The organism is Ruegeria sp. SCSIO 43209, assembly GCF_019904295.1.
Classification (GTDB): domain Bacteria; phylum Pseudomonadota; class Alphaproteobacteria; order Rhodobacterales; family Rhodobacteraceae; genus Ruegeria.
The window spans coordinates 2,144,716-2,171,248 of the sequence record NZ_CP065359.1; the positions used below are offsets into that span (position 1 = coordinate 2,144,716).

The following is a 26,533-nucleotide window of genomic DNA, read 5'->3' on the forward strand; positions in this document are numbered from 1 at the left end:
CAATTTAACGGATAAAATGAAAATATTTTTCAAGAAAATTGCAACACACAACCGTTCAAGCGACACTTGGGTCCAAAGCAGAGGATTGAGTTATGTCGCATCAAAACCCGGTCTTTATCCCAGGCCCAACCAATATTCCTGATCGTTTGCGCCTTGCCATGCAGGTTCAGACGCAAGACCACCGCGCCCCGGACTTCGTTGAAACCTTCGCCCCGGTACTGGAGGATACAAAACAGGTTTTTGGAACCACCGAAGGCCAGATCGTCACTTTTCCAGCCAGCGGAACGGGCGGTTGGGAGGCAGCGATTACAAATACGCTCAGCCCCGGTGACAAGGTTCTTGTCGCCCGCTACGGCGTCTTCAGCCATCGCTGGATCGATCTGTGCGAAAGACACGGGTTGGACGTTCAGATTGTTGAATGCCCATGGGGAGCAGGCGCGCCAGCCGACAGGTTCGAGGCCATCCTGTCCGCGGATAAAGCGCATGAAATCAAGGCCGTATTGGTGACGCATAACGAAACCGCGACAGGTGTGCGTTCCGATATCAGCGCTGTGCGCAATGCGATGGATGCGGCACATCACCCGGCCATGATGTTTGTGGATTGCGTGAGCTCTCTGGCCTCAATGCCGTTCGAGTTTGACCGGTGGGGCGTGGATATTGCGGTCTCGGGGTCGCAGAAGGGGTTCATGCTGGCCACCGGCATGGCGATCCTGTGCGTCAGCCCCAAGGCTCTGGCAGCAATGGATACCGCCCAACTGCCCCGCACCTTCTTTGATTTCCGTGATATGATGTCGGCAAATGCGTCTGGCGGCTTTCCCTATACTCCGCCTTTGCAGCTGATCTACGGCATGCGCGAAAGCCTGAAGATGCTGTTCGAGGAAGGGTTGGACAATGTCTATGCCCGCCACACCCGTCTGGCCGAAGGTGTGCGCCGCGCGACTGCGGCCTGGGGCCTGAAGTTGGTCGCACAATCTCCTGACCTCTACTCGGATACCGTCAGCGCCATTTTTGTGCCCGAAGGTTTCGACAGCAACGAACTGACTGACCATGCCTTCAACACCTATGAGGTATCCTTCGGCATTGGTCTGGGTGAGTTGAATGGCAAAGCGTTCCGTATTGGCCACTTGGGCAGCCTGACCGATGTTATGGTCCTGTCGGGGCTGGCCACGGTCGAGATGGCCATGGCCGATCTGAACTACCCGGTGAAGCTTGGCAGCGGGGTTGCTGCGGCGCAGGAATTCTATCGCGCCAGCTCAACCAGCCACGCAAAAGCCGCAGCTTAGGGAGAACAGTCATGTTGGATCAAATCCCCGTCGCCGACCTGACGTATGACGACGTACAGGCTGCGCATGAAAGGATCAGGCCGCACATCCGACGCACACCGGTAATGACCTCGGACTATCTGAATGAATTGACCGGTGCACAGCTGTTCTTCAAATGCGAGAACTTTCAGGAAGCAGGTGCATTCAAAGTGCGCGGTGCCAGTAATGCGGTCTTCGGCCTAAGCGATGAAATGGCGACCAAGGGTGTTTGCACCCACTCGAGCGGGAACCACGCCCTGTCGCTGTCATATGCGGCTGGTCGTCGGTGCATTCCATGCAATGTGGTGATGCCGCGCACCGCGCCGCAGGCCAAGAAAGACGCGGTACGACGCTTTGGTGGTACGATCACTGAATGCGAGCCGTCCACCTCGTCCCGCGAAGCGACTTTTGCCGAGGTGCAGGCCCGAACAGGCGGAGAATTCGTGCACCCGTACAACGACCCTCGGGTTATCACCGGCCAAGCCACATGCTCGGCTGAACTGCTTGAGCAGACCGATGGCCTGGATGCAGTGATCGCGCCAATCGGCGGTGGCGGGATGGTCTCAGGCACCTGTCTGACGGTCTCGAACCTGGCACCGGAAACCGCGATCTATGCGGCTGAGCCTGAGCAGGCGGACGATGCCTATCGGTCCTTCAAAGCGGGTCATATCATCGCGGACGATGCCCCCAAAACGGTGGCGGACGGGCTGTTGGTCCCGCTCAAGGAAAACACATGGCACTTTGTGTCGAACAATGTGACCGACATCTTCACCGCGTCCGAGCAAGAGATCATCGACGCAATGAAACTCACCTGGAAATACTTGCGCGTGGTGATGGAGCCGTCTTCGGCTGTTCCGCTGGCCACCATACTCAAGAACCCCGGCACCTTCCGGGGCAAACGCGTCGGCGTCATCATCACCGGCGGCAACGTGGATCTGGACAAGCTGCCCTGGCTGAAAGGGTAAGGAGAAACAGGATGAACAAACCGATGAACAGTGATCAATTCGAAGTTGGCTATGACATCCCTGCCGCAATCGGCATGGATGAATCCGAAATCCAGACTCCTTGCCTGATCCTTGATCTGGACGCGCTCGAGCGTAACATCAAGAAGATGGGCGACTATGCCAAGGCACATGGGATGCGGCACCGGGTGCATGGCAAAATGCACAAATCCGTAGACGTCGCGAAGCTGCAGGAACAATTGGGCGGCGCAGTCGGCGTCTGCTGCCAAAAAGTGTCTGAGGCCGAGGTATTTGCGCGCGGCGGCATCAAAGACATTCTGGTCTCGAACCAAGTGCGGGACCCGGCCAAGATCGACCGACTGGCGCGCCTGCCGAAGCTTGGTGCACGCACAATCGTTTGCGTCGACGATGTGGACAACGTCGCTGACCTGTCTGCTGCTGCCGCTGAGCATGGCACTGAATTGGAGGTTTTTGTCGAGATCGACTGCGGCGCGGGCCGCTGTGGTGTCACCACGACCCCCGCCGTGATCGAAATCGCCAAGGCTGTTGAGGCCGCCCCTAACCTGAAATTTACCGGCATTCAGGCCTATCAAGGCGCGATGCAGCATCTGGATACGTATGAGGCACGCAAAGAAAAACTGGATACCGCAATCGCCATGGTCAAGGATGCCGTCGACGGATTGAAGGCTGAAGGGATCGACTGCGAGCTGGTTTCGGGCGGCGGTACGGGGTCTTATTACTTCGAAAGCAACTCGGGCGTTTATAACGAGCTGCAGTGCGGCTCTTATGCCTTCATGGATGCTGATTACGGTCGGATTCTGGACAAGGACGGTCAACGGATCGATCAGGGTGAATGGGAAAACGCCTTGTTCATTCTGACCAGCGTGATGAGCCACGCCAAAGCGGACAAGGCAATCTGCGATGCGGGCCTGAAGGCGCAATCCGTCGATAGCGGCCTGCCCTTCATCTTTGGGCGGGACGATGTGGAGTACCTGAAGTGTTCGGACGAACACGGCGTGATTGGCGACCCGGATGGGGTGTTGAAGGTTAACGACAAGCTGCGGCTGGTGCCCGGCCACTGTGACCCGACTTGCAACGTTCATGACTGGTACGTCGGTGTGCGCGGCGGCAAGGTTGAAGCGCTTTGGCCGGTCTCTGCCCGTGGCAAGGCCTATTGAATTACAGATGAATGCAGGGGCGGACGTTTAGCACCGCCCTTTCTAATGCCATCAAAAAGAAAGACAAACGCGATGATCATCGTTCCTGAAAAGGAAATCGGCGCTCTGTTAGGCCGACAGGAAAGCTATACTGCGGTTGAGCAGGTGTTTGCCGCGATGGCGGCTGGGGATGCCTATAACTTCCCGGTTGTGCGCGAGGCCATTGGCCATGTGGATGCGCTCTATGGATTCAAGGGCGGGTTTGATCGCGCGGGTATGAACCTTGGCCTGAAAGCAGGCGGGTATTGGCCAAACAATCTGGAAACGCACGGGCTGATCAATCACCAATCCACCGTGTTTTTGTTTGATCCAGATACGGGTCGCGTTCGGGCCATCGTTGGGGGCAACCTGCTGACCGCACTGCGCACGGCTGCAGCCTCGTCGGTTTCGATCAACCATTTAGCACGCAAGGATGCCAAGGTGATCGGAATGGTTGGCGCCGGGCATCAGGCGACATTCCAATTGCGCGCGGCATTGGAACAGCGGGACTTTGAGAAAGTCATAGGCTGGAACTTGCATCCAGAAATGCTGCCAAATCTCGAAAAGGTCGCGGCTGAAGCGGGGCTGCCTTTTGAGGCTGTGGATCTGCCCGGCATGGTGCAGGCGGACGTGATTGTCACCATCACCTCCTCCTTCGCGCCAACACTGATGTCCGAGCACGTCTCCGACGGCACACACATCGCCTGCATGGGCACCGATACCGTCGGCAAGCAAGAGGTCGCCACAGACCTGATCGCGCGGGCAAGCGTCTTTACCGACGAGGTCGCGCAGGCCGTGACACTTGGTGAAAGCCAGCATGCCGTGGCTGCCGGAACCAAAACCGAAGGCGAAATCCGGCAGATCGGAGAGGTCATCAACGGCACCCATCCCGGACGTGTATCCGAGGCTGAGGTGACCGTGTTCGACGGTACTGGCGTGGGGCTGCAAGATCTTGCGGTTGCCAGCGCGGCAGTTGATCTGGCGGTCCAGCAAGGGATCGCGATCGAGGTCGACTTCTAAACCAAAACGCGCGCCCGGACCGGACGCGCGTACCATGATCAAATGACCGGGGTTGAATATCAGCCCAGAATTACCTTTGCGAAATTGTCAAAGATCGGTTCATTGGCGCAGATCACTTCGCCATCCTCAAGCACGCTGCCTTCGGGGTTCAGCGCCTGAACAAAGCCGCCCGCCTCTTTCACGATGATGATGCCTGCGGCCAGATCCCAGGCGTTTAGGCGACGCTCCCAAAAGCCTTCGTAACGACCGGCGGCCACATAGGCCATGTCCAGCGCGGCAGCACCCCAGCGACGAACACCAGCACAGGCAGGCATCAGACGGGCGAGGTCCTGCAAGGTCGCAGGCAGATCCGAACGGCCACCGAATGGCAGACCTGTCGCGAAGATCGACTCGATCATGCGATGGCGGCCCGACACACGGATGCGCATGTCGTTCATCCACGCACCTTCGCCTTTTTCAGCAAAGAACATCTCATCCTTGGCAGGGTCATAGATCACACCCGAAACGATCTTGCCCTTATGTTCCAACGCGATTGAAACGGCCCAGTGCGGCAGCCCGTGCAGGAAGTTGGTTGTCCCATCCAGCGGGTCGACGATCCAGCGACGAGTCGGGTCTTCGCCGTCAATCGCGCCGCCCTCTTCGGCCAGCCAACCATAGGTCGGACGGGCACCCAGCAATTCCTCTTTCAGGATGGCTTCGGCCGCGATATCGGCCTTCGACACAAAGTCGCCCGCACCTTTCATCGACACCTGCAGGTTCTCGACTTCACGAAAATCCTTGACCAGAGAACGCCCCGCCTTTCGCGCGGCCTTGATCATGATGTTGAGATTTGCACTGCCAACCATTTTCCAAAGGCTCCTGTCCGGTCAAGCCGCGCGTATACTGGGGCAACGCGCCCTTGCCAAGAGGAATGATGTTCAATGTGAAATTGGACACTGACAGCTATTCGTCGTTAGGCAATTGTTGATCCGCGCTGGAGGTCGAATCGCTCTGGTCCGTCTGCCAGCCCGCACATTGAACTCGCACAAATCACTGTGATGCAATTCTAAGGAGATCTCATATGGCTACGTATCACGAGTTTCCCCAAAGAGAAATTGACCAACTTATCGAAACTGGGCGCGCCAATTTTGATGAACAAAATATAGCAGCGCGTTCATCAAAGGACGCAGTGCTTGGTGCTTCTCCGCTCATTGTAGGTGAAGTCTGCATTTCGGTAACCGTCGAAGATGGAAAAGTTTGTCTGAAAATTCCAATTGTGGACATTGAGGAATGCTTCAAAGTGCCGGGCTGGATTCCCGATGGGACGGTAGTGAAAGCTTGTTTAAAGATTTGCTTTATTGGCCCTGTGCCCAGCGGAGTATGCGTTCTGGTAACCGCGCTTGACAAGGAGGTCTTTCGACGGTGCTACGGAGCTTGCTAGTAAAATTGAAGCCGTGTTGTTGAAGAGTTTTCTGGCTTGGTTTAACAAGTTAATTCCATGCATGCTGCAGGCTACTGTGCCTGCAGCTTGTGTGCTTCGGCTCGTGCGAGTTCTACCAACTCTTGTACAAAGGGCTTTTCAAGGTCGTCGCAACGCACTGCAGCGTATAGTCCGCGGGTAACGCCCTGCTTGGTCAGAGGACGTGTGACATAATCAGAGTTGTACTTCACTTCGCGCACCACCCAATCGGGCAGAACTGAGATGCCCCGGTTCGAGGCGACCAACAACAATATTACTGCGGTCAGTTCGACCTGCCGGACCGAGGCCGGCTCGACCCGGGCCGGGATCAGCAACTGACTGAAAACATCCAACCGGGTTCGTTCGACCGGGTAGGTAATCAGTGTCTGACCTCGGAAATCTTCAGCTTCGATATAGGGCTTTTCAGCCAATGGATGCGAAGACGCCGCGACAAATACGGCCTGGTAGTCAAAGAGTTCGACAAATTCGACACCCGGCAGATCTTCGGGGTCAGAGGACACCACTAGATCAACTTCTTCTTTCTGCAAGGCGGGCAACGCGTCGAATGCAAGGCCCGGGCGGATATCCACATCAACGTCTGACCAGGATTTACGGAAAGCTTCAAGCACCGGAAACAGCCACTCGAAACAAGCGTGACATTCGATCGCAATGTGCATCCGACCGGTGCGACCGTCGCGCAGCGATGAAAACTCATCCTGCATCGCCTCGACCTGAGGCAGAATTTGTTCAGCGAGCCGCAGCAGCCGCAAACCAGCTGCCGACAACTTCATCGGCTTGGATCGACGTAAAAACAGCTCGACCCCGGCCTGATCTTCCAACCCCTTGATCTGGTGACTTAGTGCGGATTGCGTGATGTTTAGCTGATCAGCTGCACGCGCAAGCCCACCGCATTCGTGGATGGCTTTGATCGTCCGTAAGTGGCGAAATTCGATATGCATTACTCACGTGACTCATGTTGTTGTTGAACAATATGAGTTTGTCTCACAATGCATCTGATGGCACAAGGGCATAAATGACAGCTACGAGGCCACTATGACCAAGCCTGAGATTTCATTCGAGTTCTTCCCGCCGCAGACTCTGGAGGCCTCGTTTCGCCTTTGGGATACGGTTCAGACCTTGGCGCCGCTGAACCCACGGTTTGTATCGGTGACCTATGGTGCTGGTGGTACAACACGTGAGTTGACGCGTGATGCAGTTGCAACCTTGCACAAATCCTCGGGGCTGCCTGTTGCTGCGCATCTGACTTGTGTCGATGCCTCGCGTCAGGAGACGCTTGAGATTGCAGACACATTCGCGCGCGCAGGCGTTCAGGATATCGTTGCCCTGCGTGGCGACCCCCCTAAAGGTCAAGACCGGTTCGCCCCCCACCCTGATGGTTTCGCCAACTCGGTAGAATTGATTTCTGCACTGGCCGAGACCGAGATGTTCAGCATCCGTGTCGGCGCTTATCCGGATAAACATCCAGAAGCAAGCAATGCCCGCGCTGATGTGGATTGGCTAAAGGCCAAGCTGGATGCGGGCGCGGACGAGGCGTTGACCCAATTCTTCTTCGAGGCTGAAACCTTCTTCCGGTTTCGCGATGCCTGCGAAAAAGCGGGGATCGACAAGCCTATCGTACCGGGCATTCTTCCCATCGAGAACTGGAAGGGTGCGCGTAACTTTGCAAAACGCTGTGGCGCCCACATTCCCGACTGGATCGAGAACGCATTTGACAAAGCAATCCGGGACGATCGCGAAGATCTTCTGGCGACGGCGCTATGCACCGAACTCTGCTCGGACCTGATAGAAGGCGGCGTGGACAAACTGCATTTCTATACGCTCAACCGACCTGAGCTTACTCGGGATGTCTGTTTTGCCCTGGGCATTACACCCCAGACCGAATTGCAGAACGTCGCCTGATCCTACAGTTTTTGCGTTTGCCCTGTATCGCCGGGCGTGGCGGTCGTCTGATATGCTCATTTGCGACAACCGCTGCGCAGGCGACAATCTCGATATGCACCCATCAACTGTTGCCCTACCTCAGTCTAATTCCTGAAAAAATTTGACAAAAATGTGATCAATGGCAATCTGACCCCGTTGTAGTTTTAATGAGTGTTTTGAGTATGAAGCCAGTGAGCAAGGTACAGGCTCGGGCCGAAGCATTGCAGGTTCTTGGTCTGCCCCCAAATGCAAACGCAAACGAGATTCGTGAAGCCTGGCGCAAAATCGCGTTCCACGATCATCCTGATCATACCGACGGTGATTATTCCGGTTTTTCGGATGCTAAATCAGCCTATGATTTTTTGCGTAAAGAAGGGATGACACGCAAAAACGGTTTAGATTCTTCTACACCGCGTCGTCCTCGTTTGAAGAAACGCGTAATCGAACTGGCCGCAGATGAAATCAAAGCTTGTCACGATCTGTTAAAACCTGAACGCGCGCTGAAGGATTTATCGGAACTGGGTGAACCGGACGCCGCCAAAAGCGCCCGCGAATCTTCGGACCATGTTCCTGATGCAATCGGATGCTTCGGGCGCGATCTTACCTACTTCGTCGCATCGTCAGTCTGCGAAGGGTCTAACCGCGTTGCATTGCCAACCTCGGTCCTTTCCGGCTACCGCAAGTCAGAAACAGAGATTCTGACCTTTCGGTCCAAAGGCTCGGGCTCCGGTGAGATTGTCATTCCTGACCCGATACGCGAGAGAAAATTTCCCGGTGCCAAGAGTGTAACAATACGGTTCGAAGCGGATCAACACATGCGGGATATGTTCGAGTTGGCGGGGTGAGAGAACCCGCCAGCGAAAAAAGCCCGGCCTTAGTGGCCGGGCTTTCTTTCATTCATCGGAATCAGTTGGAAATCGGGCCTTCTGATGTGAATTTCGGGATCACGCTGGTCGAAGCGGCATCCCCTTCGATTCCGGGCCAGTTGCCTTCTGCCAGGTCGATGTTGGCCGGAACATCCTCTTCCCAGAAACCAACAACAACATCAGTGATGTTCAGATAAAGCTTGTCATCGACGATACGCCACAGATTTGGGTTGCCCGGAACCTTGCCGCCTTTCGACACGCCGTATGCACAATGGCCATCATATTGCGGTGCGTAAAAGGCCGGGTTTTCCAGAAACTTGTCACGGTTCTCTTCGGTCGCAAACGCCCAGGTAACACCATTATAGTCTGCGGTGATGTCGGCCCGACCGCGAACGGCCTCGGGTTGCGACTGGCCTACAGGAACCTGATCCAGGCTGCGGTAAGCAACAACGTCGTATCCCGATACGGCAAATCCGGTGCCATCAACATATTGTTCTCCGGCGAACGCGGGCACGGCAAAAGCCATCGTCGCGGCAAGGGTCAGCGCAAAGCGTTTCATGTGATTGGTCCTCATGTCCTTACGGTTTCTGGTCACCCGAACTGCGGGTCTGGTCAAACAATAGGTAATTTTGGCCCGGCGCGAAGACCCCCTCGCGCCGCTGTGAAAACCAGAGGGGTTTTGTGAGGTGAACGAGGTGCAATGTTACAAATATCTCGCCACATCCGGGGTTGGACTTTGAGTTTTGCAATATTAGCTGTGGAGGCGGCGCGTTTTGGCCAAATGATGCAGAAAGGCAAAAGATGAGCGAACAATCCACTTACACACCCCCAAAGGTCTGGACTTGGGACAGCGAAAGCGGAGGACGCTTTGCCAACATAAACCGGCCCATAGCTGGTGCGACCCACGAAAAGGATCTTCCGGTCGGGAAGCACCCGCTTCAACTGTATTCGCTCGCCACCCCGAACGGCGTCAAGGTTACGGTCATGCTGGAGGAGCTTTTGGCATTGGGCCATTCCGGGGCCGAATACAATGCGTGGCTGATCAACATCGGTGAAGGTGATCAGTTCAGCTCGGGCTTTGTCGGGGCCAATCCTAACTCGAAGATACCGGCGCTGTGGGATCATTCAGGTGAAACACCTGTGCGCGTTTTCGAGAGCGCCTCCATCTTGCTGCATCTCGCCGAGAAATTCGGTGAGTTTCTGCCCGCCAGCGGTGCCGAACGGACAGAAGTGATGAACTGGTTGTTCTGGCAAATGGGCAGCGCGCCATATCTGGGCGGTGGCTTTGGCCACTTCTACGCTTATGCGCCTGAGAAATGGCAATATCCGATCGACCGTTTCGCGATGGAGGCCAAACGCCAGTTGCATGTGCTGGAACTGGAACTTGCCGATAAGCCTTATATTGCAGGTCAGGACTATACGATCGCCGACATGGCGATCTGGCCGTGGTACGGGCAGCTTGTTCTGGGCCGTCTATACGATGCGGCAGAATTCCTGGATGTCGAAAGCTATGAAAACGTGATGCGGTGGGCCAAAGCCATCGATGCTCGCCCCGCCGTTCAGCGCGGCCGGATGGTCAATCGTGCGTTTGGAGAGCCGCATACGCAGTTGCACGAACGCCATGACGCCAGCGATTTTGAGACGCGCACGCAGGATAAACTGGAAGCGGCAGACTAACGTCCTGCGCTACTTCAATATTGGGGGCCGCTCGGGATCACTGCCCGGCGCGGCCCTTTCCATTTGGGGCGCTTGAGGCTGGGGCAAATCGAACCGCAGCCCAACCTTTGCCAAGGCAGAAGTAGCCGGATCCTGCACTTCAAAAAAGCCAACATCCAGCGCTCCGGCCTCGATCCCCGAAAAGGTCAATGCCTCGGATACGGCGCGTGCAAGCGCTGGCTGCGCGCCTTCGACCGCCGAAACAAAACCCAACAAATGACCCTGCCCCCCATCCTCGGTCCTTGTTCCAACCAGAAACGCCGCCGCAGCCAGACCTGCAGCCGTCGCCAGCTTTGCATCAAGCGCGGTTAACAGAACATCTGGCAAACCGGAGGGCGGATGGAATTCGGCAAGTCGCTGCTGCACCTCCTTAGGACCATGCTGCAGCGTGTCAGACAACCAACCGAGCGCTTCAGCGGGGATCAACATCGACGACGGTGCAACATCAAGGTTCAGACCCAGCCCGACCCCCTGCCCCGACAACACCCCTGAAAGAACACGACCCGACAGAGCGACATAGGGGACCGGTCGACCCGCAAATGCCGCCATTCGTTCCTCAAGATCAAACACCAGAACAAAACGACCATCCGCCACATCGAACAGCTCGGGCGAGATGTTTTCATCCTTCGCTTCCTCGGTCAGCATCAGGAAAAGCTCGCTATCGGCCAGTCTTTCGAAAAAGCGTAGTCGAGCGTTGTCGTCTTCCGGGGCCGCCTGCATGGCGTTATGTGCAGCATCCAAAGCTGTGGCTTCAGTCATTCAGAACCTCATTCACCCGTTTCTGTAGCACCGGCAACAGCTCGGCCTCGAACCAGGGGTTTTTCTTCAGCCAAGCCGTATTGCGCCAGGACGGGTGAGGCAAGGCAAAGACGCGCGGTGCATGGTCTCGCCAAAGACTAACAGTCTCGGTAACCGGTGTTTTTACGCCAAGATGATATTTATGGGCATGACCCCCGACGAGGATCGTCAACGGTACTTCTCCCAACGCAGCCATCACCTTGTCATGCCAGGTGCGCCCGCATATCGGCGGCGGAGGCAGGTCGGCCTTGCGCTCATTGTATCCGGGGAAGCAAAACGCCATCGGCACGATGGATACGCGCGAACGGTCATAAAATGCGTTCTCATCCAGTCCCAGCCAATCCCGCAACCGGTCACCCGAAGGGTCGGTGAAAGGCTTCCCTGAAGCATGGACGCGCGCGCCCGGTGCCTGACCTGCGATCAAAATGCGCGCACCGGGGCGAAACCAGACCACCGGGCGCGGCTGGTGCGCAGTCGTGGTCTGCGCGAACCTATCCGCGCACAAACGGCAGGCTTGGATGTCCTCAATCAGCGAATTCATCGGATCAACAGGCTTTTGCAATGTTCATCGATGAAGATAGGCATCATCTACCCTCGAGCCAATGAAACCGTCCTTGCAACACATCAATGTCATGAACTCGGATGCGCATTGATCATTTGTTTCATATTTCGACATAATGTGGCCAACATGGATCGGTAGCACACCGATCCTCAAACCGTCAAAACCCCGAGCGATCTGCAGGCCGCACATGCTGGAATTCGAAAATGTCAGCAAGTCTTTCTGGACCGGAACCCGCCGCAAGGTGATTCTGGATCGGGTCTCGTTCCGGGTCGAGCTTGGAACATCTCTTGGCGTGCTGGCCCCGAACGGAACCGGCAAGACCACGTTGATCAACATGATGGCAGGGCTGGAAAAGCCCGACGAAGGCGTGATTCGGCGCGACTGCCGCGTATCCTTCCCCATGGGCTTTGCAGGAGGTGTGGCCAAGCGCCTGTCCGCGCTGGAGAACGCACGCTATATCGCGAAGATCTACGGCATGGATCCCGACTATGTCGAAGCCTACTGCAAATGGCTGTGCAACTTGGGTGAGTATTTCGACCAGCCGCTCGGCACCTATTCGTCTGGAATGCGGGCCCGGTTTACCTTTGCGCTGATGTTGGCCCTGGATTTCGATATGTATCTGATTGACGAGGGGATGCCCTCGACAACCGATGTCGAGTTCAACAAGAAGGCGGGCGACATTCTGAAAGAAAAGCTGCGCACGACGACCTTGGTGATCGTATCGCACAACCCTTCGCTTCTTGAAAAATTCGCGCGGCAGGCTGCGGTTCTGGTGGACGGCCAGCTTTATATGTTTGAAACCTTGGAAGAGGCAAAGCAGCTCTATGACTACCAAACCCAAGGCTAGAAAATACAACCCCGAGCGCACCGCACGCGGTTCCGGCACTGCCGAGGCGCGCTCGGATGCCATTTCGCGCATCCGCAAGGCGACGCAGGGCACCGACACGGCTGGCGACGCCCAGCAACCGGGCACCGAGTTGGACGCGATCAAACGCGAAGGCCTGACAGGGCGGCAACTGCGCGTCGCGCGGCGATTGGCGCATAAGAACGGACTGGCGGCGACGTCCGACTACGATGCGGTCCGGTTGTTGCGCAAGAAAGGGATTGATCCATTTCAGCGCACCAACCTGCTTGATCTGGCTGCTCCTTCTCAGGACAAAACGACCGGTGATGACGCGGCGCAGGACAACATAAAGATTCACCTGCCTCAGACGACGAAGGACTCGCAGAAGAACCTGCCGGGGCCGGAACTCAGCCCGGCTGAACGCCGTGAATATGAAATCGGGCAGATCCAGAAAGATATCGCCCGCCGACGCCGCCGCAAGCTTGCCGGGCTATTCGCACGATTGGCGGTTTTCGTGATCATTCCAACCTTTGTCGTGGGCTACTATTTCTACCGCGTGGCGACGCCGATGTATGCCAGCGACTCGGTGTTTTCGATCCTGCAGGCCGATGGCGGCGGCGCCTCGTTTGGCGGATTTCTGGCAGGCACGCAGTTTGCTACGGCGCAGGATTCCGTGGCCACGCAGGAATTTCTGGAATCCAAGGATGCGTTGGAGCGGTTGGAGCGGGATGTCGGGTTTACTGAGTTTTTTCGGCAGGACTGGATCGATCCGATCCAGCGTTTGCCGGCCGATCCGACGCTTGAGGAAACCTACAAGCTTTATAAGCGTATGATCACAATCGGATATGACCCCAGCGATGGCGTCATCCGAATGGAGGTCGCGGCTCCAAGCCCCGAGATCGCGGTCGATTTGTCCAGGCGGCTTATTTCTTACGCCGAAGAGACCATCAATGGCCTGACCGAATTGAAACGCGAAGACCAGATGCGCGATGCCCTGGCGAGCTTTGAGGCCGCACAGGAGGCGCGCAGACAGGCGCAGGAAGACCTGATCGAACTGCAGCTACAGGGCGCGATACTGGACCCGCAAAGCGTGATCGCCAGCTTGCGAGCGCGGATAGATCAGTTCGAATTCGAGCTGCAGGATAAAGAACTGCAGCTGGCCGCGCTGCTCGACAACACGCGGCCCAACCAGGCCAAGGTCGATGGCACGCGTGCGGATATCGCACGGCTGCAAGCGGTCCTTGATGAGTTGAATGCCGAAATGCTCGACGTCTCGGCGGGCGATAATTCGCTGGTGCGTCTGAGCGTGCGAATCCAGATGGCACAGGCCGATCTGGCGGCCCGTGACATGATGCTGCAAACAGCAATGCAGCAAATGGAAGCCACACGGACCGAGGCCAACCGAAAAGTGCGGTATCTGACCGTCTCGGTGAACCCGGTCGCCAGCCAGGAACCCAGCTATCCGCGCAAGTTCGAAAATACGATTTTGGCATTCCTGTTATTTGCTGGTATCTACCTGATGATCTCGCTTACCGCGTCGGTCCTTCGTGAACAGGTATCCTCGTAAGACTCATGAAACATGTAAAAATCGCCGACCTGACGGTTGGCAACGACCTTCCGCTGACCATCATTGCCGGCCCTTGCCAGCTTGAAACCGCCGATCACGCCCAAATGATCGCCGGCACCATGAAAGAGGCATGCGACGCCGCAGGTGCGCAATATGTGTTCAAGGCCTCGTATGACAAAGCTAACCGGACCTCGCTGTCCGGCAAGCGCGGCATGGGCATTGATTCCGGGCTGCAGGTGCTGGAAGATATCCGCAAGACCATGGGCATACCGGTACTGACCGATGTCCATACCGAAGCGCAATGCGCGATTGCGGCTGAGGCCGTCGATATTCTGCAAATCCCTGCGTTTCTGTGTCGTCAGACGGACATGCTGCTGGCGGCGGGCAATACCGGCAAAGCGGTCAACGTAAAAAAAGGGCAGTTTCTTGCCCCGTGGGAAATGCCGAATATCGTCACTAAGATCGAAAGCACCGGCAATCAGAACATCCTGCTGACCGAGCGTGGAACTTCGTTTGGCTACAATACGCTGGTCGCGGACATGCGATCGCTGCCGCAGATGGCGCAAACCGGATATCCGGTCGTCATGGACGCGACCCATTCGGTGCAACAGCCCGGCGGCCAAGGTGGTTCCTCGGGTGGACAGCGTGAGTTTGCGCCAGTGATGGCGCGCGCCGCTGTATCTCTAGGCGTCGGGGCTGTTTTCATAGAAACCCATCAGGATCCCGACACCGCCCCCTCAGATGGGCCGAACATGATCCCTTTGGATCAGATGGGCCATCTGGTTGACACATTGATGCGATTTGATGCGCTGGCCAAAGAAAACCCAATTCAGATTTAACGATTGAGATTTGTGATGACCAAGCCTTTGCCTGAGGTGACCCCAAACACCTGGAGCTTTCTACGCGATCCGATGATCAAGCCCACGGGCTTTCGCGAATATGACGCGCGGTGGAAATACCCCGATGAGATCAATCTGCCAGGCATGACGGCCCTGGGTTTGGGTCTGGGCACACAGATGCTCAAACGCGGGATCGAACCCGTGATTGCAGTGGGAAATGACTATCGCGATTATTCCCTGTCGATCAAAAACGCTCTGATCGTTGGACTTATGCAGGCGGGTATTCAGGTGAAAGATATCGGCCCAGCGCTCAGCCCGATGGCGTATTTCGCGCAATTCCATCTGGACGTACCGGCGGTTGCGATGGTCACGGCAAGCCATAACCCGAACGGTTGGACCGGCGTCAAAATGGGCTTTGACCGCCCATTGACCCACGGCCCTGACGAAATGTCGGAACTGCGCGACATCGTCCTGAACGGGGAAGGTGTTGCACGCCCGGGCGGGTCATATGAATTCGTCGATGGCGTGAAGGAAGCCTATATCGATGATCTGGTCGGTGACTTCAAAATGTCGCGTCCGCTGAAAGTGGTTTGTGCCACCGGCAACGGCACCGCCGCCGCCTTCGCGCCCGAGATTTTCGAAAGGATCGGGGTTGAGGTTGTGCCCAGCCATACACGGCTGGATTACACCTTCCCCAATTACAATCCGAACCCGGAAGCCATGGAAATGCTGCATGACATGGCCGACACAGTCAAATCCAGCGGCGCGGACCTGGCGCTAGGGTTTGATGGGGATGGCGATCGTTGCGGTGTTGTGGATGACGAAGGCGAAGAGATATTTGCCGATAAGGTCGGCGTCATCATGGCCCGTGATCTGGCCAAGCTGCATCCAGGTTCGACCTTTGTAGCCGATGTGAAATCCACTGGGCTGTTCGCCAGCGATCCCGAGTTGCAAGCGCTTGGGGTCAAAGCCGACTACTGGAAAACCGGCCATAGCCATATGAAGCGCCGCGTCAAGGAAATCGGTGCGCTGGCTGGGTTTGAGAAATCGGGACACTATTTCTTGGCCGAACCGGTCGGGCGCGGATACGACTGCGGAATGCGCGTGGCGGTGGAAATCTGCAAACTGATGGACCGTAACCCGGATCAAAGCATGTCGGACCTGCGCAAGGCGCTGCCCAAGACGTGGTCAACACCCACCATGTCTCCTTACGCAGCGGATACTGAGAAATACGAAATCCTGCAGCGCTTGGTCGAAAGACTGGTCGCCAAAGCCGATGCGGGCGAACGCTTTGCGGGGCGGGCTATCAAAGAGGTCGTGACCGTCAATGGAGCCCGGGTCATTCTGGACAATGGCAGTTGGGGACTCGTCCGCGCGTCATCCAATACACCCAATCTGGTCGTCGTCTGCGAAAGCAGCGAAAGCGAGGATGAAATGCGCGCGATCTTCGCAGATATCGACGCCGTCATTCGAACTGAACCCGGCGTGGGCGAATACGATCAGACAATCTAAATAACACTATGAAGGGCACCCATTTCGGCGCCCTTTGTTATCGCGCTTAGATCAATCCCCGCCAAACAGCTTGAGCAGGCCTTTCTTGGCCTCATCCTCAAGCTTGTTCTTCAGCGCGTCTTCGATGTGATCGGAATCCGTCACCGTGGTATCCAGTTCTTTACCAACCTTTTCTAAAACCTTCTTCTTTGCGTCGTCTTCCAGTTCTTTAACTTTGCCTTCGGCTGCCGCCTCAATGACTTTGGTAAGGTCCGGCTTGATCGACGGGTCGCTCCACGGACCTTTAATTCGGACGGGTACCGATATCCCCTGCCCTGAGTTGGCGCGCAGGGCGACCGGTGTGAACAGATAATCGATATCGCGAGCTCCTAAGCCGATGCGGCCCGTACCGTCCGCCCGGAAATTATCCAGCTGCATCAACAGGTCCTTGTTGGTCAAGTCGCCATTCTTCATCGTAAAGCTGGCCGTAAGGCTGTTGAATACGGTCGTACCACCCGATCCCTTTCCCCGCCCCATAAGGCGGTCAAGATCCAGCCCCGAGATAACGCCCCGCCCGACCTCGATATCTCCTTTGCCGCTGAGCGATCGCATGATCTGATCTTCGCTCTGTCCGACGCCCAGAAATTCAAGATTGCCTGAACCGGTGCCCGAAAGCCGTTTGATATCCCCAAGCGTTTCGAGCGCTTCGTTGATATCGATATTGGCGGCTTTCAGATTTCCACCAACCGACAGACCGTTGCGATTATTGGCGACCACCTGGCCGTTCAATTGCCCCGAGAACAGCGAGGCCGGGTGCATCTGCAATACAGCCCGCGACCGATCAAGGCTGAGTGTCAGATCACTTTTGCCAAAGGTCATACCCGGAACCGCAATCGAGGTGGCTTGCAAGCGGATCTTGCCATTTGCCAGCGCCAGAAACGACGCATCAATTGGGGCTTTTGACCACCCTTCCGTATCTGAGGTGCCGTCAGAAGCGTTGCCTCCGCTTACCTTCGATAAGTCGAGATCACCTGCGTTCAGACGCGCAGTCATCTGGGGCGGATTTGAAATCTGGATATCAGCTTCGCCCTCAAGCCGGTTTTGATCCAGAACCGCGATCATGTTGCGCAATGAAATCCGCCCGTCCCGGGTATAGGTCATCTGCCCGGATACGCTCGCGACCTGTCCTAGTCCCTCCGGAACGGTGACTCCTCCCTGACCAAACGCGGCCAGCATCCTTTGGGTGTCCTTGGCCGTGACCGTCGTCTTGCCATCCATTTCGCCGGCCAGATTCACCCGGCCCGAGAACTGAATATCTCCGCCAGGCGCGGTTAGGCTCAGCTGCAACGGCGTGACAGCGCCGCTGGAAAATGCGGGCAAGTCGGGGATGGTAAGGTCCACTGCGACGCTGCCTCCGGGGACGGACATACTGGCTTGCATTTCCATTGGGGCCGTTACGTCAGGCCAGCGGGCCGAAAGATCGACATCGGCAAAATCCATACTAACCGCGCCATTCTCAAGATAGATTAGGCGCGCATTGGTCAGTTCCAACCGCTCGAGCGTGATGGGTCGGCTTTCAACGGCTTGCGCCGTAGCGCCCGTTTGCGAGGAGTTACCTGGCTGATGCAGCTCCCAGTTGCCGCGCCCATCGGCGCGTTCAAGGCGTAGAACCGGGCTATCGGCCAACACCCGTTTGATCCGGATATTCCCAGACAACAACGCCGAGGCATCGACCCCAACCGCGAGGCTTTGGGCGCTTAGCATCGGTTCCGGCCCGGCCCAAGGCGCATTGCCAAATGTCACAGGGCCGGTTTCCATCCCCAATACCGGCCAAAATGACAGTTTGACGTCACCGGTCAACGCGAGATCGCGGCCTGTTTGCGCCTTGACTTGTTCAGCAAGTATTGTCGCCAGTTTTTCGCCTGGCATCAGCAGCAAGGCACCAATGACCAGCCCGAAGGCTGCAACTATGAGAAATAGAAAACGAATGAGCCACTTCATGGGTCTGCCTTTCCGGCCTTTCTGCTCTGTTTCAAGTCAGCCCCGAGCGGGCGGGATTTGCAAGGGGAAGCTTTCCCCTCTATATGCCCGGCCATGAGCACGAACCCACCGAACCTCCGCCCCGATCTAGCCCCAGAGGCCCGGATCGCCGAGACGCCCCGCCGTGGCCAACCGACCCTTGGAATGGTGTCGCTGGGTTGTCCAAAAGCGCTGGTTGACAGCGAACGCATCCTGACCCGGTTGCGGGCCGAGGGGTACGGTATTTCGCCGGACTACACGGGTGCTGATGCCGTTATTGTGAATACCTGCGGGTTTCTGGACAGCGCCAAGGCCGAGTCGCTGGACGCAATTGGCGAGGCATTGGTTGAAAACGGCAAGGTCATTGTGACCGGCTGTTTGGGGGCTGAGCCTGACTATATCCGGGAACACCATCCGCGCATTCTGGCGGTTACAGGACCGCATCAGTACGAACAGGTGCTGGACGCAGTACATGCAGCCGTACCACCCGACCCAAACCCTTATGTCGATCTGCTGCCCGCTTCGGGCGTCAAACTTACCCCGCGCCACTATAGCTATCTCAAGATTTCCGAGGGCTGTAATCATAAGTGCAAGTTTTGCATCATCCCCGACATGCGCGGTAAACTCGCAAGCCGCCCGGCCCATGCAGTGCTGCGCGAGGCCGAGAAACTGGTCGACAGCGGCGTGCGCGAACTGCTTGTGATCTCACAGGATACCTCGGCCTATGGGCTGGATCGTAAGTATGACGTGAACCCATGGAAAGATCGGGAGGTGCGCAGCCATATCACCGATCTGGCGCGTGAACTCGGCCAATTCGATGCGTGGGTCAGGCTTCATTACGTCTATCCCTACCCCCATGTGCGCGATTTGATCCCGCTGATGGCAGATGCGGGTAGCAATGTGCTGCCGTATCTCGACATTCCATTCCAACATGCGCATCCCGATGTTCTGAAACGCATGGCCCGCCCTGCCGCAGGGGCAAAAACTCTGGACGAGATTGCCAACTGGCGCGCTATTTGTCCGGATATCACTTTGCGGTCCACGTTCATCGTCGGCTACCCCGGAGAAACCGAGTCAGAGTTCCAGACGCTTCTGGACTGGATGGACGAAGCGCAGTTGGATCGTGTCGGCTGTTTCCAGTACGAAAATGTCGATGGCGCCCGCTCGAACGACCTGCCGGATCATGTCCCGGCCGAGGTCAAGCAAGAGCGATGGGAGCGTTTCATGGAGAAAGCTCAGGCCATTTCTGAGGCCAAGCTGGCAGCAAAGGTTGGGCAAAAACTCGATGTCATCGTAGACGAGGTGGATGAAGAGGCCGCGACCTGCCGCACCAAGGCCGATGCTCCAGAAATCGATGGTAACTTGTTTATCGACGAAGGCTTCGAAGGCCTGAAACCCGGGGATATCGTCACGGTCGAGGTAGATGAAGCCGGAGAATACGACTTGTGGGGGCGTTTGCACCCCTCGGCGTAACGAAAGGCGTCTGTCCCTAGAACAAGCCGATCAAAATCACGATCCACGCCACTCCGGCAGCGACTGCAGACAACGCCACCGCTGCACTTGCTGCATCCTTGGCTTGCCCCGCCAACGCGTGGTGCTCGGTCGAGGTGTGATCGACGGCACGCTCGATGGCCGTATTAAATAACTCGGCCACCAAGACCAGAATGCCCAAAGCAAGGATCAGCGCCCGTTCTGCCGTACCTAGAGGGAGTGCAAGCGCCAATAAAGCCGAAATCAGGTTGGCCCAAACCCACCCACGAAACGAATACTCTTGCCGCCAGGTTGCAGCCAGGCCCTGCCAGCTCCAGCGGGTACGATCCTTTAGGTGGTCAAAGAATTTGCGCATGGGGTTTCCGATCAGTCGTCCTGCAAGAAGACGTCCGCGACCCACAGCAGAAAGGCAAGAAAAAACCGCCTCGAAGGCGGTGTTCTTTTTAGAGGTGCGCAGGCGGCCCTGCGATCAGAACCGCCTGCTTAATACTTATTGGGTGACCGGGTTACATACGGTCTGGCCTGCTTCGGTTGTGGCCAGTTCATAGCCTGCCGAGCAACTGGGTGTACCAAACTTGTCATAGTCGGGCTGGATGTAAACCGGGGTCGGTTCCTCTTGCTGCGAGCACGCAGTCAATACAACGGCCGTGGCGCAGATAGCAGCAAATTTCAGTTTCATGTCCATCAATCCTCTATTACTTTTCTGATATTGCCCAGTTTTTCGGGGCCGGTATCAGAATAGGACCAAGAATTTCATATGGCAACCGAATCGATAACGCATTCGTGAATAAAGGCGAAACCACGCTGGAAGGCGGGTTTTCATTCGCAGTCTACCTTTTTTGACAAAGAGCCTTAAACTTTGACTTCGACATCAGCCAAAGACGGAGTAGCCACATGTCAGACGCCCCGATCATCGCCCAGAAATCGCCCTATCCGGTCGAAGTGACCGAAGGAAAAACCTATTTCTGGTGCGCCTGTGGCAAGTCCAAGCGGCAACCATTTTGCGACGGTTCGCACAAAGATACGTCGTTCGAACCCGTAAAATATACGGCTGAGGCCAGCAAAAAGGTGTTTTTTTGTGGCTGTAAGCACTGCGCCAACCCGCCGTTATGCGACGGAACGCACAATAAGCTCTGAAGGTCAGGTCAAGTCGTTCAAAACCTGAGCATTGGCACAAAAATCAGGCGCTTTCTCAGCCAGTCCTTGTTGTGCAGCAAGCCATATCTGACAACGTTCGTCGCATATTGCGCCCCGGCATCGGGTCACCATCTGAGCGTAGTCGGCAGGTGTCAGTTTCCCTTCGGCCATTGCTTCGGTCAGAGAAATCCCTAAGGATCGCGCGACCGAGCGTGTCAGCCAAAAGTGCTTTTCGATCTCGCCCAGTGATGTTCGATTCATTTGATCACCTTTGCTTGCTGACCCTCAAGGTGGCGAACCTGTGTCGGTTTGGGCAGGTGCAGGGCGCGCTTTCCGCCGTTTCGTTCTCGTTCAACCAGTCTGGGCATGCCCGCGCCCATTCGCACCCGCGGCAGAGCTGAACCATATCTGCCCATTCCTGTTGGCTCAGGTGCCCGTCGCGATGTGCGGTGGCAAGGTCGGCTCCCGTCGCCTGTGCCATTCGCAATACAAGGCGAAGATGGGTCATGATCCGTCCAAGTCGTGGCACGGTACCCCCTTTGGCGTTACGGCTTGAGCCTGTTCAGCAGCTCGTGATTGCGGCAGTATTCAGGTGTGTCGGGCGCTGTCAGGTTCTTGGCCAGAAACGCCTTGCAATGGCCCGGATTCGGGCATTCCGTACACCGCAATACCGCGTCCGAGATTTCGTCGAACTGTAAGGCCCCTTCGATGGCAACTTCTTGCAAATCTACGCCCAGCGTCGTGGCCATCCGATCTACAAGGTCGGCGTGACGTCGCAGCGTTTCACGATCAGACATGCGGTTTCCTTTTCCATTCACTCTATGGAAAGGGTAACGCATGCCCCGCACAGTGCCCTTGACTCAGGTCAATGCCCGGTTGCCAGCTGGTCCAGATAGGCCCGCGTGGCGTCCTGCACGCGGCGAAAGCGGTCCCCGCCCAGCTTCTTGCCACCGTACCAGCGTGTCACGATGATTACGTGATCCGTCAGCTCGGCCCGCTCCATCATCCGCAAAATGACCATTGCCGCGCCAGACTCTCCGTCATCGGCCTTGAGCGCACCGTTTGGCAAGATGGCCGCCCACGTGTTGTGAGTTGCCTTCGCATATGCCTTGTCGGATTTCAGTTCCGCCAGTACCGCATCGACATCAGCACGACTGGTGACCCCCGCGCCCGTCACAGCATATTTCGACCCGCGATCACTGAGAACGACACCCAATCGGGTTAAGTTGACCATTATCGTAATCCCAGTTCCCGCGCCGTTTGCAACACAACTTCGACCCGCTGGGCATTGGGAGGGTGCGTGGCAAGGAAACGATCACCCGGATCAGGAATGCGTTGGAAGAAAGCCATCCCGACCAGCGGATTATACCCCGCCGCGTAAGTGATCTGTGTCCCCAGACGATCCGCTTCCAATTCGAACTCACGCGTGTAGTTCTGCACCCCGACCTCAGCACCCAGCGCCTGTGCGCGCTCAATCCCTGCATCGTCCGCGCCCTGATTGCGCGCGAGTTCACCGAATATCCGCGCGCTCTCTTTGGCGTTCTGCGCCTGCCGGGCGATGTGACCCAAAATATGGTGGGCGGCCTCATGGCTCATGACAAAGGCCATCTCGTCCGCGTTCTGCGTTGCATCGATCATCGGCTGTGTAAAAACGACTAGCGGCCGCCCATCCTTGTCCAAGGTCTGAAACGCATTCGCTGGGGCCTTTGACGAGAGATCAACCAAAATCACAAAATCACAATTGGCAGTCCTCGATTGGCGGCATTCCCGGCTTGCGGTCGTTCCGACAGCCCGGCTGACCTGCTCGAATACGCGCGCCTTGTCCTTTTGTTCTGATGACGATGGCTGCCATTGATCGGCCGGGATCGCGATAACAGGCGACATATCGCAAGCCGCCAACAGCATCACCAGCAACAGGGCAAGACGGCGCATTCACATTCCTTTCGGTCACTCTGTCGGCAGACAAGCATAGCGCGGCATTTAAGGCCGGGCCACAGCCGATTACAGCTTGCAGCGGGTTGCATTGCGATCTTATGCCCTGCACTCTGCACATATGTTTTCAATTGAACACGAATTCGACTCGACGGTGATTACGCTGGTGGACGAAGGCGCAAAGCCTTTGCAAGAGGATGTCGTCATCAACAACTTCGCTGAATGCGTCACACTTGAGCAGTTGGACCCGCGGACCGATCAGATTCAGAAGATTACCCTGTCACCAGAGCAGGTACGCGATCTGGCCGCTGCGCTGGATTTGCCCGAGGGCGTTTATCAGATACGTGAGTCCGAGAGCACCAAAGACTAATGGTTCCTTTTGGATCTTGCGTCTGATCACAAGCAGCAATTCAGATTGAATTTGTCGCCTTTTGATGAGCAGTTTGCCCTTGAAAGAGAACAGTATGCCTCCGACATACAGACTGCCATGTGAAGGAAGTTAACATATGACCCTGAAGAACCAAGCTGCGCTGGATTTTCTGCACGCGCGCCGGTCTCGTCCGGCCAAAACACTGGTAGCCCCGGCCCCGACCCGGGAAGAGCTGAGGCCGCTGCTGACTGCTGCAGCGCGCAGCCCGGACCATGGAAAGCTGGAACCCTGGCGTTTTGTTGTTGTCGAGCATGGGGCCATGCAACGCCTTGCATATCTTACAGAAACTTGTGGTCTCGCCTTGGGAAAATCGCCCGAAGATATCGCCAAGGCGCGCAGCCAATTCGAAATGGGCCATTTGGCGGTTGCTGTTATTGAGGTGCAGAAACCTTCTGACAAGATACCGGCAATTGAACAGACCTATTCAGCGGGTGCGGTATGTCTGGCTCTGCTGAACGCAGCGCTGGCCGCAGGTTGGGGGGCCAATTGGTTGTCCGGCTGGCAATCTCATGATCGCGAGTTTTGCGAACAGGGGCTCGGCTTGGCCGAAAACGAGAAGATTGCAGGCTTTATCCATATCGCAACCGAAGGTACGACCCCTCCCGAACGACCGCGCCCCAATGTCGCGGCACTAACCCAATGGGTATCCGAATGATCATCATCCAGTCGTTTCTACAGGCGCTGGGACAGATCGGCGACCCAAGATTCCGCAAGGTACTTCTGTTGGGTGTTGGCCTGACATTCGCGTTGTTGGTGGCTGCCTATGCCGGATTTTTGTGGCTGATCAACGCGCTGGTCGGCGATCAGGCCACCTTGCCAATACTGGGTGAGGTGACATGGCTGAACGACCTGCTAAGCGTGTCGTCATTCCTGCTGATGATGGTGCTGTCGGTGTTTCTGATGGTCCCCGTTGCGTCAGCCATCACCTCGATGTTTCTGGATGAGGTCGCACAGGCGGTTGAGGATAAGCATTACCCCGGTCTGCCGCCGGCTCAGCGCATCCCCTTTGGCGATGCGCTAAGGGATACGCTCAGTTTTCTGGGTGTACTGATTGTTGCCAACCTGTTGGCATTGATCCTCTATGCACTCTTCACGCCATTCGCGTTGTTTATCTTTTGGGGTATGAACGGGTTTCTTCTGGGGAGAGAATATTTCACCCTGGCTGCGATGCGCCGACTGGGGCGCGAGGGGGCGCGAAAGCTGCGCGCAAAGCACGCGACAACCATTTGGGTCGCCGGTATTCTTATGGCGGTCCCGCTCTCTGTGCCATTGGTCAACCTGTTGATCCCGATCCTAGGAGCGGCGACCTTCACGCACATTTATCACGGTCTATCGGGTAGCCGAACCTGAGCTACTCGCGCGGTTCCAGTTGGTTCAGCCAATCGAAATCGCGCACGCTGATTACGCCGGAGATAATGATGCCTGCAATGATCGCCCACAGCACCACCGATATCCCGGTGGTAATCCACAGCTTCTTCTTCATGTGATGGACTTCCGGCGCACCCGCATGAGTGCCCGGAACAATATCCCCCAGATCCCCCTGCGTTTTGATGCGCACAGGCAGAACAATCAGCAAGGTCAGAAACCAAATTACAGCGAAAAGAACCAGAGCGGCGGTAATGGTCATCGACTTCAGACCTGCTCCAGCTCAACGAGGCATCCGTTGAAATCCTTCGGGTGCAGGAACAACACCGGTTTGCCATGCGCTCCGATCTTGGGTTCACCCGATCCCAGAACGCGCGCACCGGTCTCTTTCAGATGATCGCGGGCCGCGATGATATCCTCGACCTCATAGCAGACATGGTGGATGCCGCCGGATGGGTTCTTTTCCAGAAACCCGTTGATCGGGCTGTTCTCACCCAGCGGATACAGCAATTCGATCTTGGTGTTGGGTAGTTCAATAAAGACCACGGTGACCCCATGATCCGGCTCATCCTGTGGAGCGCCGACTTTGGCGCCAAGCGCATTGCGATACTGGGCCGATGCGGCCTCCAGGTCGGGAACAGCAATGGCTACGTGGTTAAGGCGACCAATCATGGGACTCTCCTTCCTTCTGCGTTGCAGCGGTTATGGGGGCAGTATACCCAAAGGACAAGTGCGCCAAATCGTCGTTAACCCTGTATTAGCCAGAAGTTCCTAGCGTGAGGCATCTGCTAAACAGGAGTTCTGCCATGGACGATTCGGGACCTTTCGCCTCTCCAGCGCTGGCCACCAAGATGCGACCGCTGCTGGGCCAAACAATCCTTGTGGTCGAAGACAGCCGCTATGCATGCGATGCAATACGATTGATGTGCTTGCATAGCGGTGCGCGTATCCGTCGTGCGGATTGTCTGAAATCAGCGCGGCGCCATCTGCAAATCTATCGTCCCTCGGTCCTGATCGTCGATATGGGTCTTCCAGACGGGTCCGGCGCTGACCTGATAGCCGAAATGACCCACGCTGTACCCCGCATCGGTGTCATTCTCGGGCTGTCTGGCGATGACAGCATGCAGGTTATCGCCAGACGCGCAGGTGCAGATGGGTTTCTGGCCAAACCCCTGACCTCGGTCGCTTATTTCCAGACCTCGATACTTGAACTTCTGCCCGAAGATCGCCGCCCAGGAGGTCTGGATTCCGTCAGGGATAACATCGTTCAGCCCGATCCGCTGGCCTATCGGGACGACATGGCCCATATCGCCGACGTGCTTACCGGCCCCACTGATCAGCGCACATTGGATTATGCGGTACAATTCCTGCAAAGCGTTGCGCGAGACGCCGAAGATACTGTGCTTGCCGAAGCAGCCCGGGACCTTGCCCAATCTCGTGCGCGGGGGACACCGGTCACCGCCCAGGCTGCACGGATTGCGGGTCTGGTTCAGGATCGGCTCGAACGGCAAGAGGCGATCTGAGATGCTGACCGCTTACTTTATTACCGCATCGATCCTTTGCATCTGGGTCTACCGCCTGACACGACAGACGGCCAAGAGCATCCGCAATCGTCGGG

The 26,533-nt window shown here is 56.6% G+C and carries 33 protein-coding genes; 18 read left to right on the plus strand and 15 right to left on the minus strand.

What is annotated here, in order from left to right; all coding sequences use genetic code 11:
- The first annotated feature begins 92 nt into the window (after positions 1–92).
- From bhcA to bhcD, 4 genes are all read left to right on the plus strand, one after another.
- Positions 93–1,283, plus strand: coding sequence for an L-aspartate--glyoxylate aminotransferase BhcA (gene bhcA, locus I5192_RS10750; RefSeq protein ID WP_223116828.1), 1,191 nt, complete (start codon positions 93–95; stop codon positions 1,281–1,283).
- An 11-nt stretch (positions 1,284–1,294) separates the two neighbouring features.
- On the plus strand, positions 1,295–2,266 hold the full coding sequence (gene bhcB, locus I5192_RS10755) for a beta-hydroxyaspartate dehydratase BhcB (protein WP_223116829.1): 972 nt from the start codon (positions 1,295–1,297) through the stop codon (positions 2,264–2,266).
- 11 nt (positions 2,267–2,277) lie between these two features.
- The gene (gene bhcC, locus I5192_RS10760) at positions 2,278–3,441 is read left to right on the plus strand and encodes a 3-hydroxy-D-aspartate aldolase BhcC (protein WP_223116830.1); all 1,164 of its coding nucleotides are present in this window, start codon (positions 2,278–2,280) and stop codon (positions 3,439–3,441) included.
- 72 nt (positions 3,442–3,513) lie between these two features.
- Entirely contained in the window at positions 3,514–4,479 is a 966-nt protein-coding gene (gene bhcD / locus I5192_RS10765) for an iminosuccinate reductase BhcD (protein ID WP_223116831.1), read from the plus strand.
- A 59-nt stretch (positions 4,480–4,538) separates the two neighbouring features.
- Here bhcD and I5192_RS10770 read toward each other — a convergent pair whose 3' ends face one another.
- The gene (locus I5192_RS10770; protein WP_223116832.1) at positions 4,539–5,324 is read right to left on the minus strand and encodes an inositol monophosphatase family protein; all 786 of its coding nucleotides are present in this window, start codon (positions 5,322–5,324) and stop codon (positions 4,539–4,541) included.
- A gap of 215 nt (positions 5,325–5,539) precedes the next feature.
- Here I5192_RS10770 and I5192_RS10775 point away from each other — a divergent pair, with 215 nt between their 5' ends.
- A complete protein-coding gene (locus I5192_RS10775) occupies positions 5,540–5,899 on the plus strand; it encodes a hypothetical protein (RefSeq protein ID WP_170420658.1) in 360 nt (119 codons plus the stop codon).
- 71 nt (positions 5,900–5,970) lie between these two features.
- Here I5192_RS10775 and I5192_RS10780 read toward each other — a convergent pair whose 3' ends face one another.
- A complete protein-coding gene (locus I5192_RS10780; RefSeq protein WP_170420656.1) occupies positions 5,971–6,876 on the minus strand; it encodes a LysR family transcriptional regulator in 906 nt (301 codons plus the stop codon).
- A gap of 94 nt (positions 6,877–6,970) precedes the next feature.
- Between I5192_RS10780 and metF the strand changes: the two genes are divergently transcribed.
- A complete protein-coding gene (gene metF, locus I5192_RS10785) occupies positions 6,971–7,837 on the plus strand; it encodes a methylenetetrahydrofolate reductase [NAD(P)H] (protein ID WP_170564047.1) in 867 nt (288 codons plus the stop codon).
- A gap of 203 nt (positions 7,838–8,040) precedes the next feature.
- Positions 8,041–8,703, plus strand: coding sequence for a J domain-containing protein (locus I5192_RS10790; RefSeq protein ID WP_170401705.1), 663 nt, complete (start codon positions 8,041–8,043; stop codon positions 8,701–8,703).
- Between the two features lie 61 nt (positions 8,704–8,764).
- On the opposite strand, the gene I5192_RS10795 is transcribed toward I5192_RS10790, so the two are convergent.
- The gene (locus tag I5192_RS10795; protein WP_170392303.1) at positions 8,765–9,283 is read right to left on the minus strand and encodes a YHS domain-containing (seleno)protein; all 519 of its coding nucleotides are present in this window, start codon (positions 9,281–9,283) and stop codon (positions 8,765–8,767) included.
- 242 nt (positions 9,284–9,525) lie between these two features.
- Between I5192_RS10795 and yghU the strand changes: the two genes are divergently transcribed.
- A complete protein-coding gene (gene yghU / locus I5192_RS10800) occupies positions 9,526–10,401 on the plus strand; it encodes a glutathione-dependent disulfide-bond oxidoreductase (protein WP_170625217.1) in 876 nt (291 codons plus the stop codon).
- Positions 10,402–10,410: 9 nt separating this feature from the next.
- Here yghU and I5192_RS10805 read toward each other — a convergent pair whose 3' ends face one another.
- Positions 10,411–11,199: an SseB family protein gene (locus tag I5192_RS10805; RefSeq protein ID WP_223116833.1), complete on the minus strand. Its 789-nt coding sequence runs from the start codon at positions 11,197–11,199 to the stop codon at positions 10,411–10,413.
- Complete coding sequence (locus tag I5192_RS10810; RefSeq protein ID WP_170636042.1) at positions 11,192–11,779, minus strand: uracil-DNA glycosylase family protein; 588 nt, start codon at positions 11,777–11,779, stop codon at positions 11,192–11,194. The genes I5192_RS10805 and I5192_RS10810 overlap by 8 nt, the downstream gene beginning before the upstream one ends.
- Positions 11,780–11,987: 208 nt before the next feature.
- Between I5192_RS10810 and I5192_RS10815 the strand changes: the two genes are divergently transcribed.
- The 4 genes from I5192_RS10815 to I5192_RS10830 are packed head-to-tail and all read left to right on the plus strand — an operon-like array spanning position 11,988 to position 16,562.
- Positions 11,988–12,647: an ABC transporter ATP-binding protein gene (locus tag I5192_RS10815; protein ID WP_170392311.1), complete on the plus strand. Its 660-nt coding sequence runs from the start codon at positions 11,988–11,990 to the stop codon at positions 12,645–12,647.
- Positions 12,625–14,211 (plus strand): capsule biosynthesis protein, encoded by a 1,587-nt coding sequence (locus tag I5192_RS10820; RefSeq protein ID WP_223116834.1) that lies wholly within the window; start codon positions 12,625–12,627, stop codon positions 14,209–14,211. Before I5192_RS10815 ends, I5192_RS10820 begins: the two co-directional genes overlap by 23 nt.
- 5 nt (positions 14,212–14,216) lie before the next feature.
- Positions 14,217–15,050 carry a 3-deoxy-8-phosphooctulonate synthase gene (kdsA, locus tag I5192_RS10825; protein ID WP_170564054.1) on the plus strand — a complete coding sequence of 278 codons (834 nt, stop codon included), beginning with the start codon at positions 14,217–14,219 and terminating at the stop codon, positions 15,048–15,050.
- A 15-nt stretch (positions 15,051–15,065) separates the two neighbouring features.
- Positions 15,066–16,562, plus strand: coding sequence for a phosphomannomutase/phosphoglucomutase (locus I5192_RS10830; RefSeq protein ID WP_223116835.1), 1,497 nt, complete (start codon positions 15,066–15,068; stop codon positions 16,560–16,562).
- A 51-nt stretch (positions 16,563–16,613) separates the two neighbouring features.
- On the opposite strand, the gene I5192_RS10835 is transcribed toward I5192_RS10830, so the two are convergent.
- Positions 16,614–18,542 carry an AsmA family protein gene (locus I5192_RS10835; protein WP_170647865.1) on the minus strand — a complete coding sequence of 643 codons (1,929 nt, stop codon included), beginning with the start codon at positions 18,540–18,542 and terminating at the stop codon, positions 16,614–16,616.
- Between the two features lie 93 nt (positions 18,543–18,635).
- Here I5192_RS10835 and rimO point away from each other — a divergent pair, with 93 nt between their 5' ends.
- The gene (gene rimO, locus I5192_RS10840; RefSeq protein ID WP_223116836.1) at positions 18,636–20,033 is read left to right on the plus strand and encodes a 30S ribosomal protein S12 methylthiotransferase RimO; all 1,398 of its coding nucleotides are present in this window, start codon (positions 18,636–18,638) and stop codon (positions 20,031–20,033) included.
- A gap of 16 nt (positions 20,034–20,049) precedes the next feature.
- On the opposite strand, the gene I5192_RS10845 is transcribed toward rimO, so the two are convergent.
- Together I5192_RS10845 and I5192_RS10850 are read right to left on the minus strand one after the other, a co-directional pair.
- The gene (locus tag I5192_RS10845) at positions 20,050–20,406 is read right to left on the minus strand and encodes a diacylglycerol kinase (RefSeq protein WP_170420629.1); all 357 of its coding nucleotides are present in this window, start codon (positions 20,404–20,406) and stop codon (positions 20,050–20,052) included.
- Positions 20,407–20,541: 135 nt separating this feature from the next.
- Positions 20,542–20,730, minus strand: a complete 189-nt coding sequence (locus I5192_RS10850; protein WP_255611743.1) for a hypothetical protein — start codon at positions 20,728–20,730, stop codon at positions 20,542–20,544.
- Between the two features lie 215 nt (positions 20,731–20,945).
- Between I5192_RS10850 and I5192_RS10855 the strand changes: the two genes are divergently transcribed.
- Positions 20,946–21,188, plus strand: coding sequence for a CDGSH iron-sulfur domain-containing protein (locus tag I5192_RS10855; protein WP_010441831.1), 243 nt, complete (start codon positions 20,946–20,948; stop codon positions 21,186–21,188).
- Between the two features lie 3 nt (positions 21,189–21,191).
- Here the strand turns inward: I5192_RS10855 and I5192_RS10860 are convergent, their stop codons facing one another.
- The 5 genes from I5192_RS10860 to I5192_RS10880 all read right to left on the minus strand — a co-directional run bounded on the left by I5192_RS10860 (position 21,192) and on the right by I5192_RS10880 (position 23,120).
- Positions 21,192–21,449: a DUF6455 family protein gene (locus I5192_RS10860; protein ID WP_170512492.1), complete on the minus strand. Its 258-nt coding sequence runs from the start codon at positions 21,447–21,449 to the stop codon at positions 21,192–21,194.
- A gap of 4 nt (positions 21,450–21,453) precedes the next feature.
- Complete coding sequence (locus tag I5192_RS10865) at positions 21,454–21,717, minus strand: DUF6455 family protein (RefSeq protein WP_370644304.1); 264 nt, start codon at positions 21,715–21,717, stop codon at positions 21,454–21,456.
- A 16-nt stretch (positions 21,718–21,733) separates the two neighbouring features.
- Positions 21,734–21,985 (minus strand): DUF6455 family protein, encoded by a 252-nt coding sequence (locus tag I5192_RS10870; protein ID WP_170420623.1) that lies wholly within the window; start codon positions 21,983–21,985, stop codon positions 21,734–21,736.
- A 68-nt stretch (positions 21,986–22,053) separates the two neighbouring features.
- Positions 22,054–22,422, minus strand: coding sequence for a YigZ family protein (locus I5192_RS10875; RefSeq protein ID WP_170392333.1), 369 nt, complete (start codon positions 22,420–22,422; stop codon positions 22,054–22,056).
- The gene (locus tag I5192_RS10880; RefSeq protein WP_223116837.1) at positions 22,422–23,120 is read right to left on the minus strand and encodes a M48 family metallopeptidase; all 699 of its coding nucleotides are present in this window, start codon (positions 23,118–23,120) and stop codon (positions 22,422–22,424) included. The genes I5192_RS10875 and I5192_RS10880 overlap by 1 nt, the downstream gene beginning before the upstream one ends.
- A gap of 121 nt (positions 23,121–23,241) precedes the next feature.
- Here I5192_RS10880 and I5192_RS10885 point away from each other — a divergent pair, with 121 nt between their 5' ends.
- The 3 genes from I5192_RS10885 (at position 23,242) to I5192_RS10895 (ending at position 24,900) form a co-directional block, all read left to right on the plus strand.
- Positions 23,242–23,490, plus strand: a complete 249-nt coding sequence (locus tag I5192_RS10885; protein WP_170392337.1) for a hypothetical protein — start codon at positions 23,242–23,244, stop codon at positions 23,488–23,490.
- Positions 23,491–23,626: 136 nt separating this feature from the next.
- Positions 23,627–24,205: a nitroreductase family protein gene (locus I5192_RS10890; RefSeq protein WP_223116838.1), complete on the plus strand. Its 579-nt coding sequence runs from the start codon at positions 23,627–23,629 to the stop codon at positions 24,203–24,205.
- A complete protein-coding gene (locus I5192_RS10895) occupies positions 24,202–24,900 on the plus strand; it encodes an EI24 domain-containing protein (protein ID WP_170401754.1) in 699 nt (232 codons plus the stop codon). Before I5192_RS10890 ends, I5192_RS10895 begins: the two co-directional genes overlap by 4 nt.
- Position 24,901: 1 nt before the next feature.
- Here the strand turns inward: I5192_RS10895 and I5192_RS10900 are convergent, their stop codons facing one another.
- Together I5192_RS10900 and mce are read right to left on the minus strand one after the other, a co-directional pair.
- Positions 24,902–25,177, minus strand: coding sequence for a DUF1467 family protein (locus tag I5192_RS10900; protein WP_170392343.1), 276 nt, complete (start codon positions 25,175–25,177; stop codon positions 24,902–24,904).
- Positions 25,178–25,182: 5 nt separating this feature from the next.
- The gene (gene mce, locus I5192_RS10905) at positions 25,183–25,587 is read right to left on the minus strand and encodes a methylmalonyl-CoA epimerase (protein ID WP_010441821.1); all 405 of its coding nucleotides are present in this window, start codon (positions 25,585–25,587) and stop codon (positions 25,183–25,185) included.
- 134 nt (positions 25,588–25,721) lie between these two features.
- Here mce and I5192_RS10910 point away from each other — a divergent pair, with 134 nt between their 5' ends.
- Positions 25,722–26,438, plus strand: a complete 717-nt coding sequence (locus tag I5192_RS10910; protein ID WP_170392345.1) for a response regulator — start codon at positions 25,722–25,724, stop codon at positions 26,436–26,438.
- The last annotated feature ends 95 nt before the right edge of the window (positions 26,439–26,533 follow it).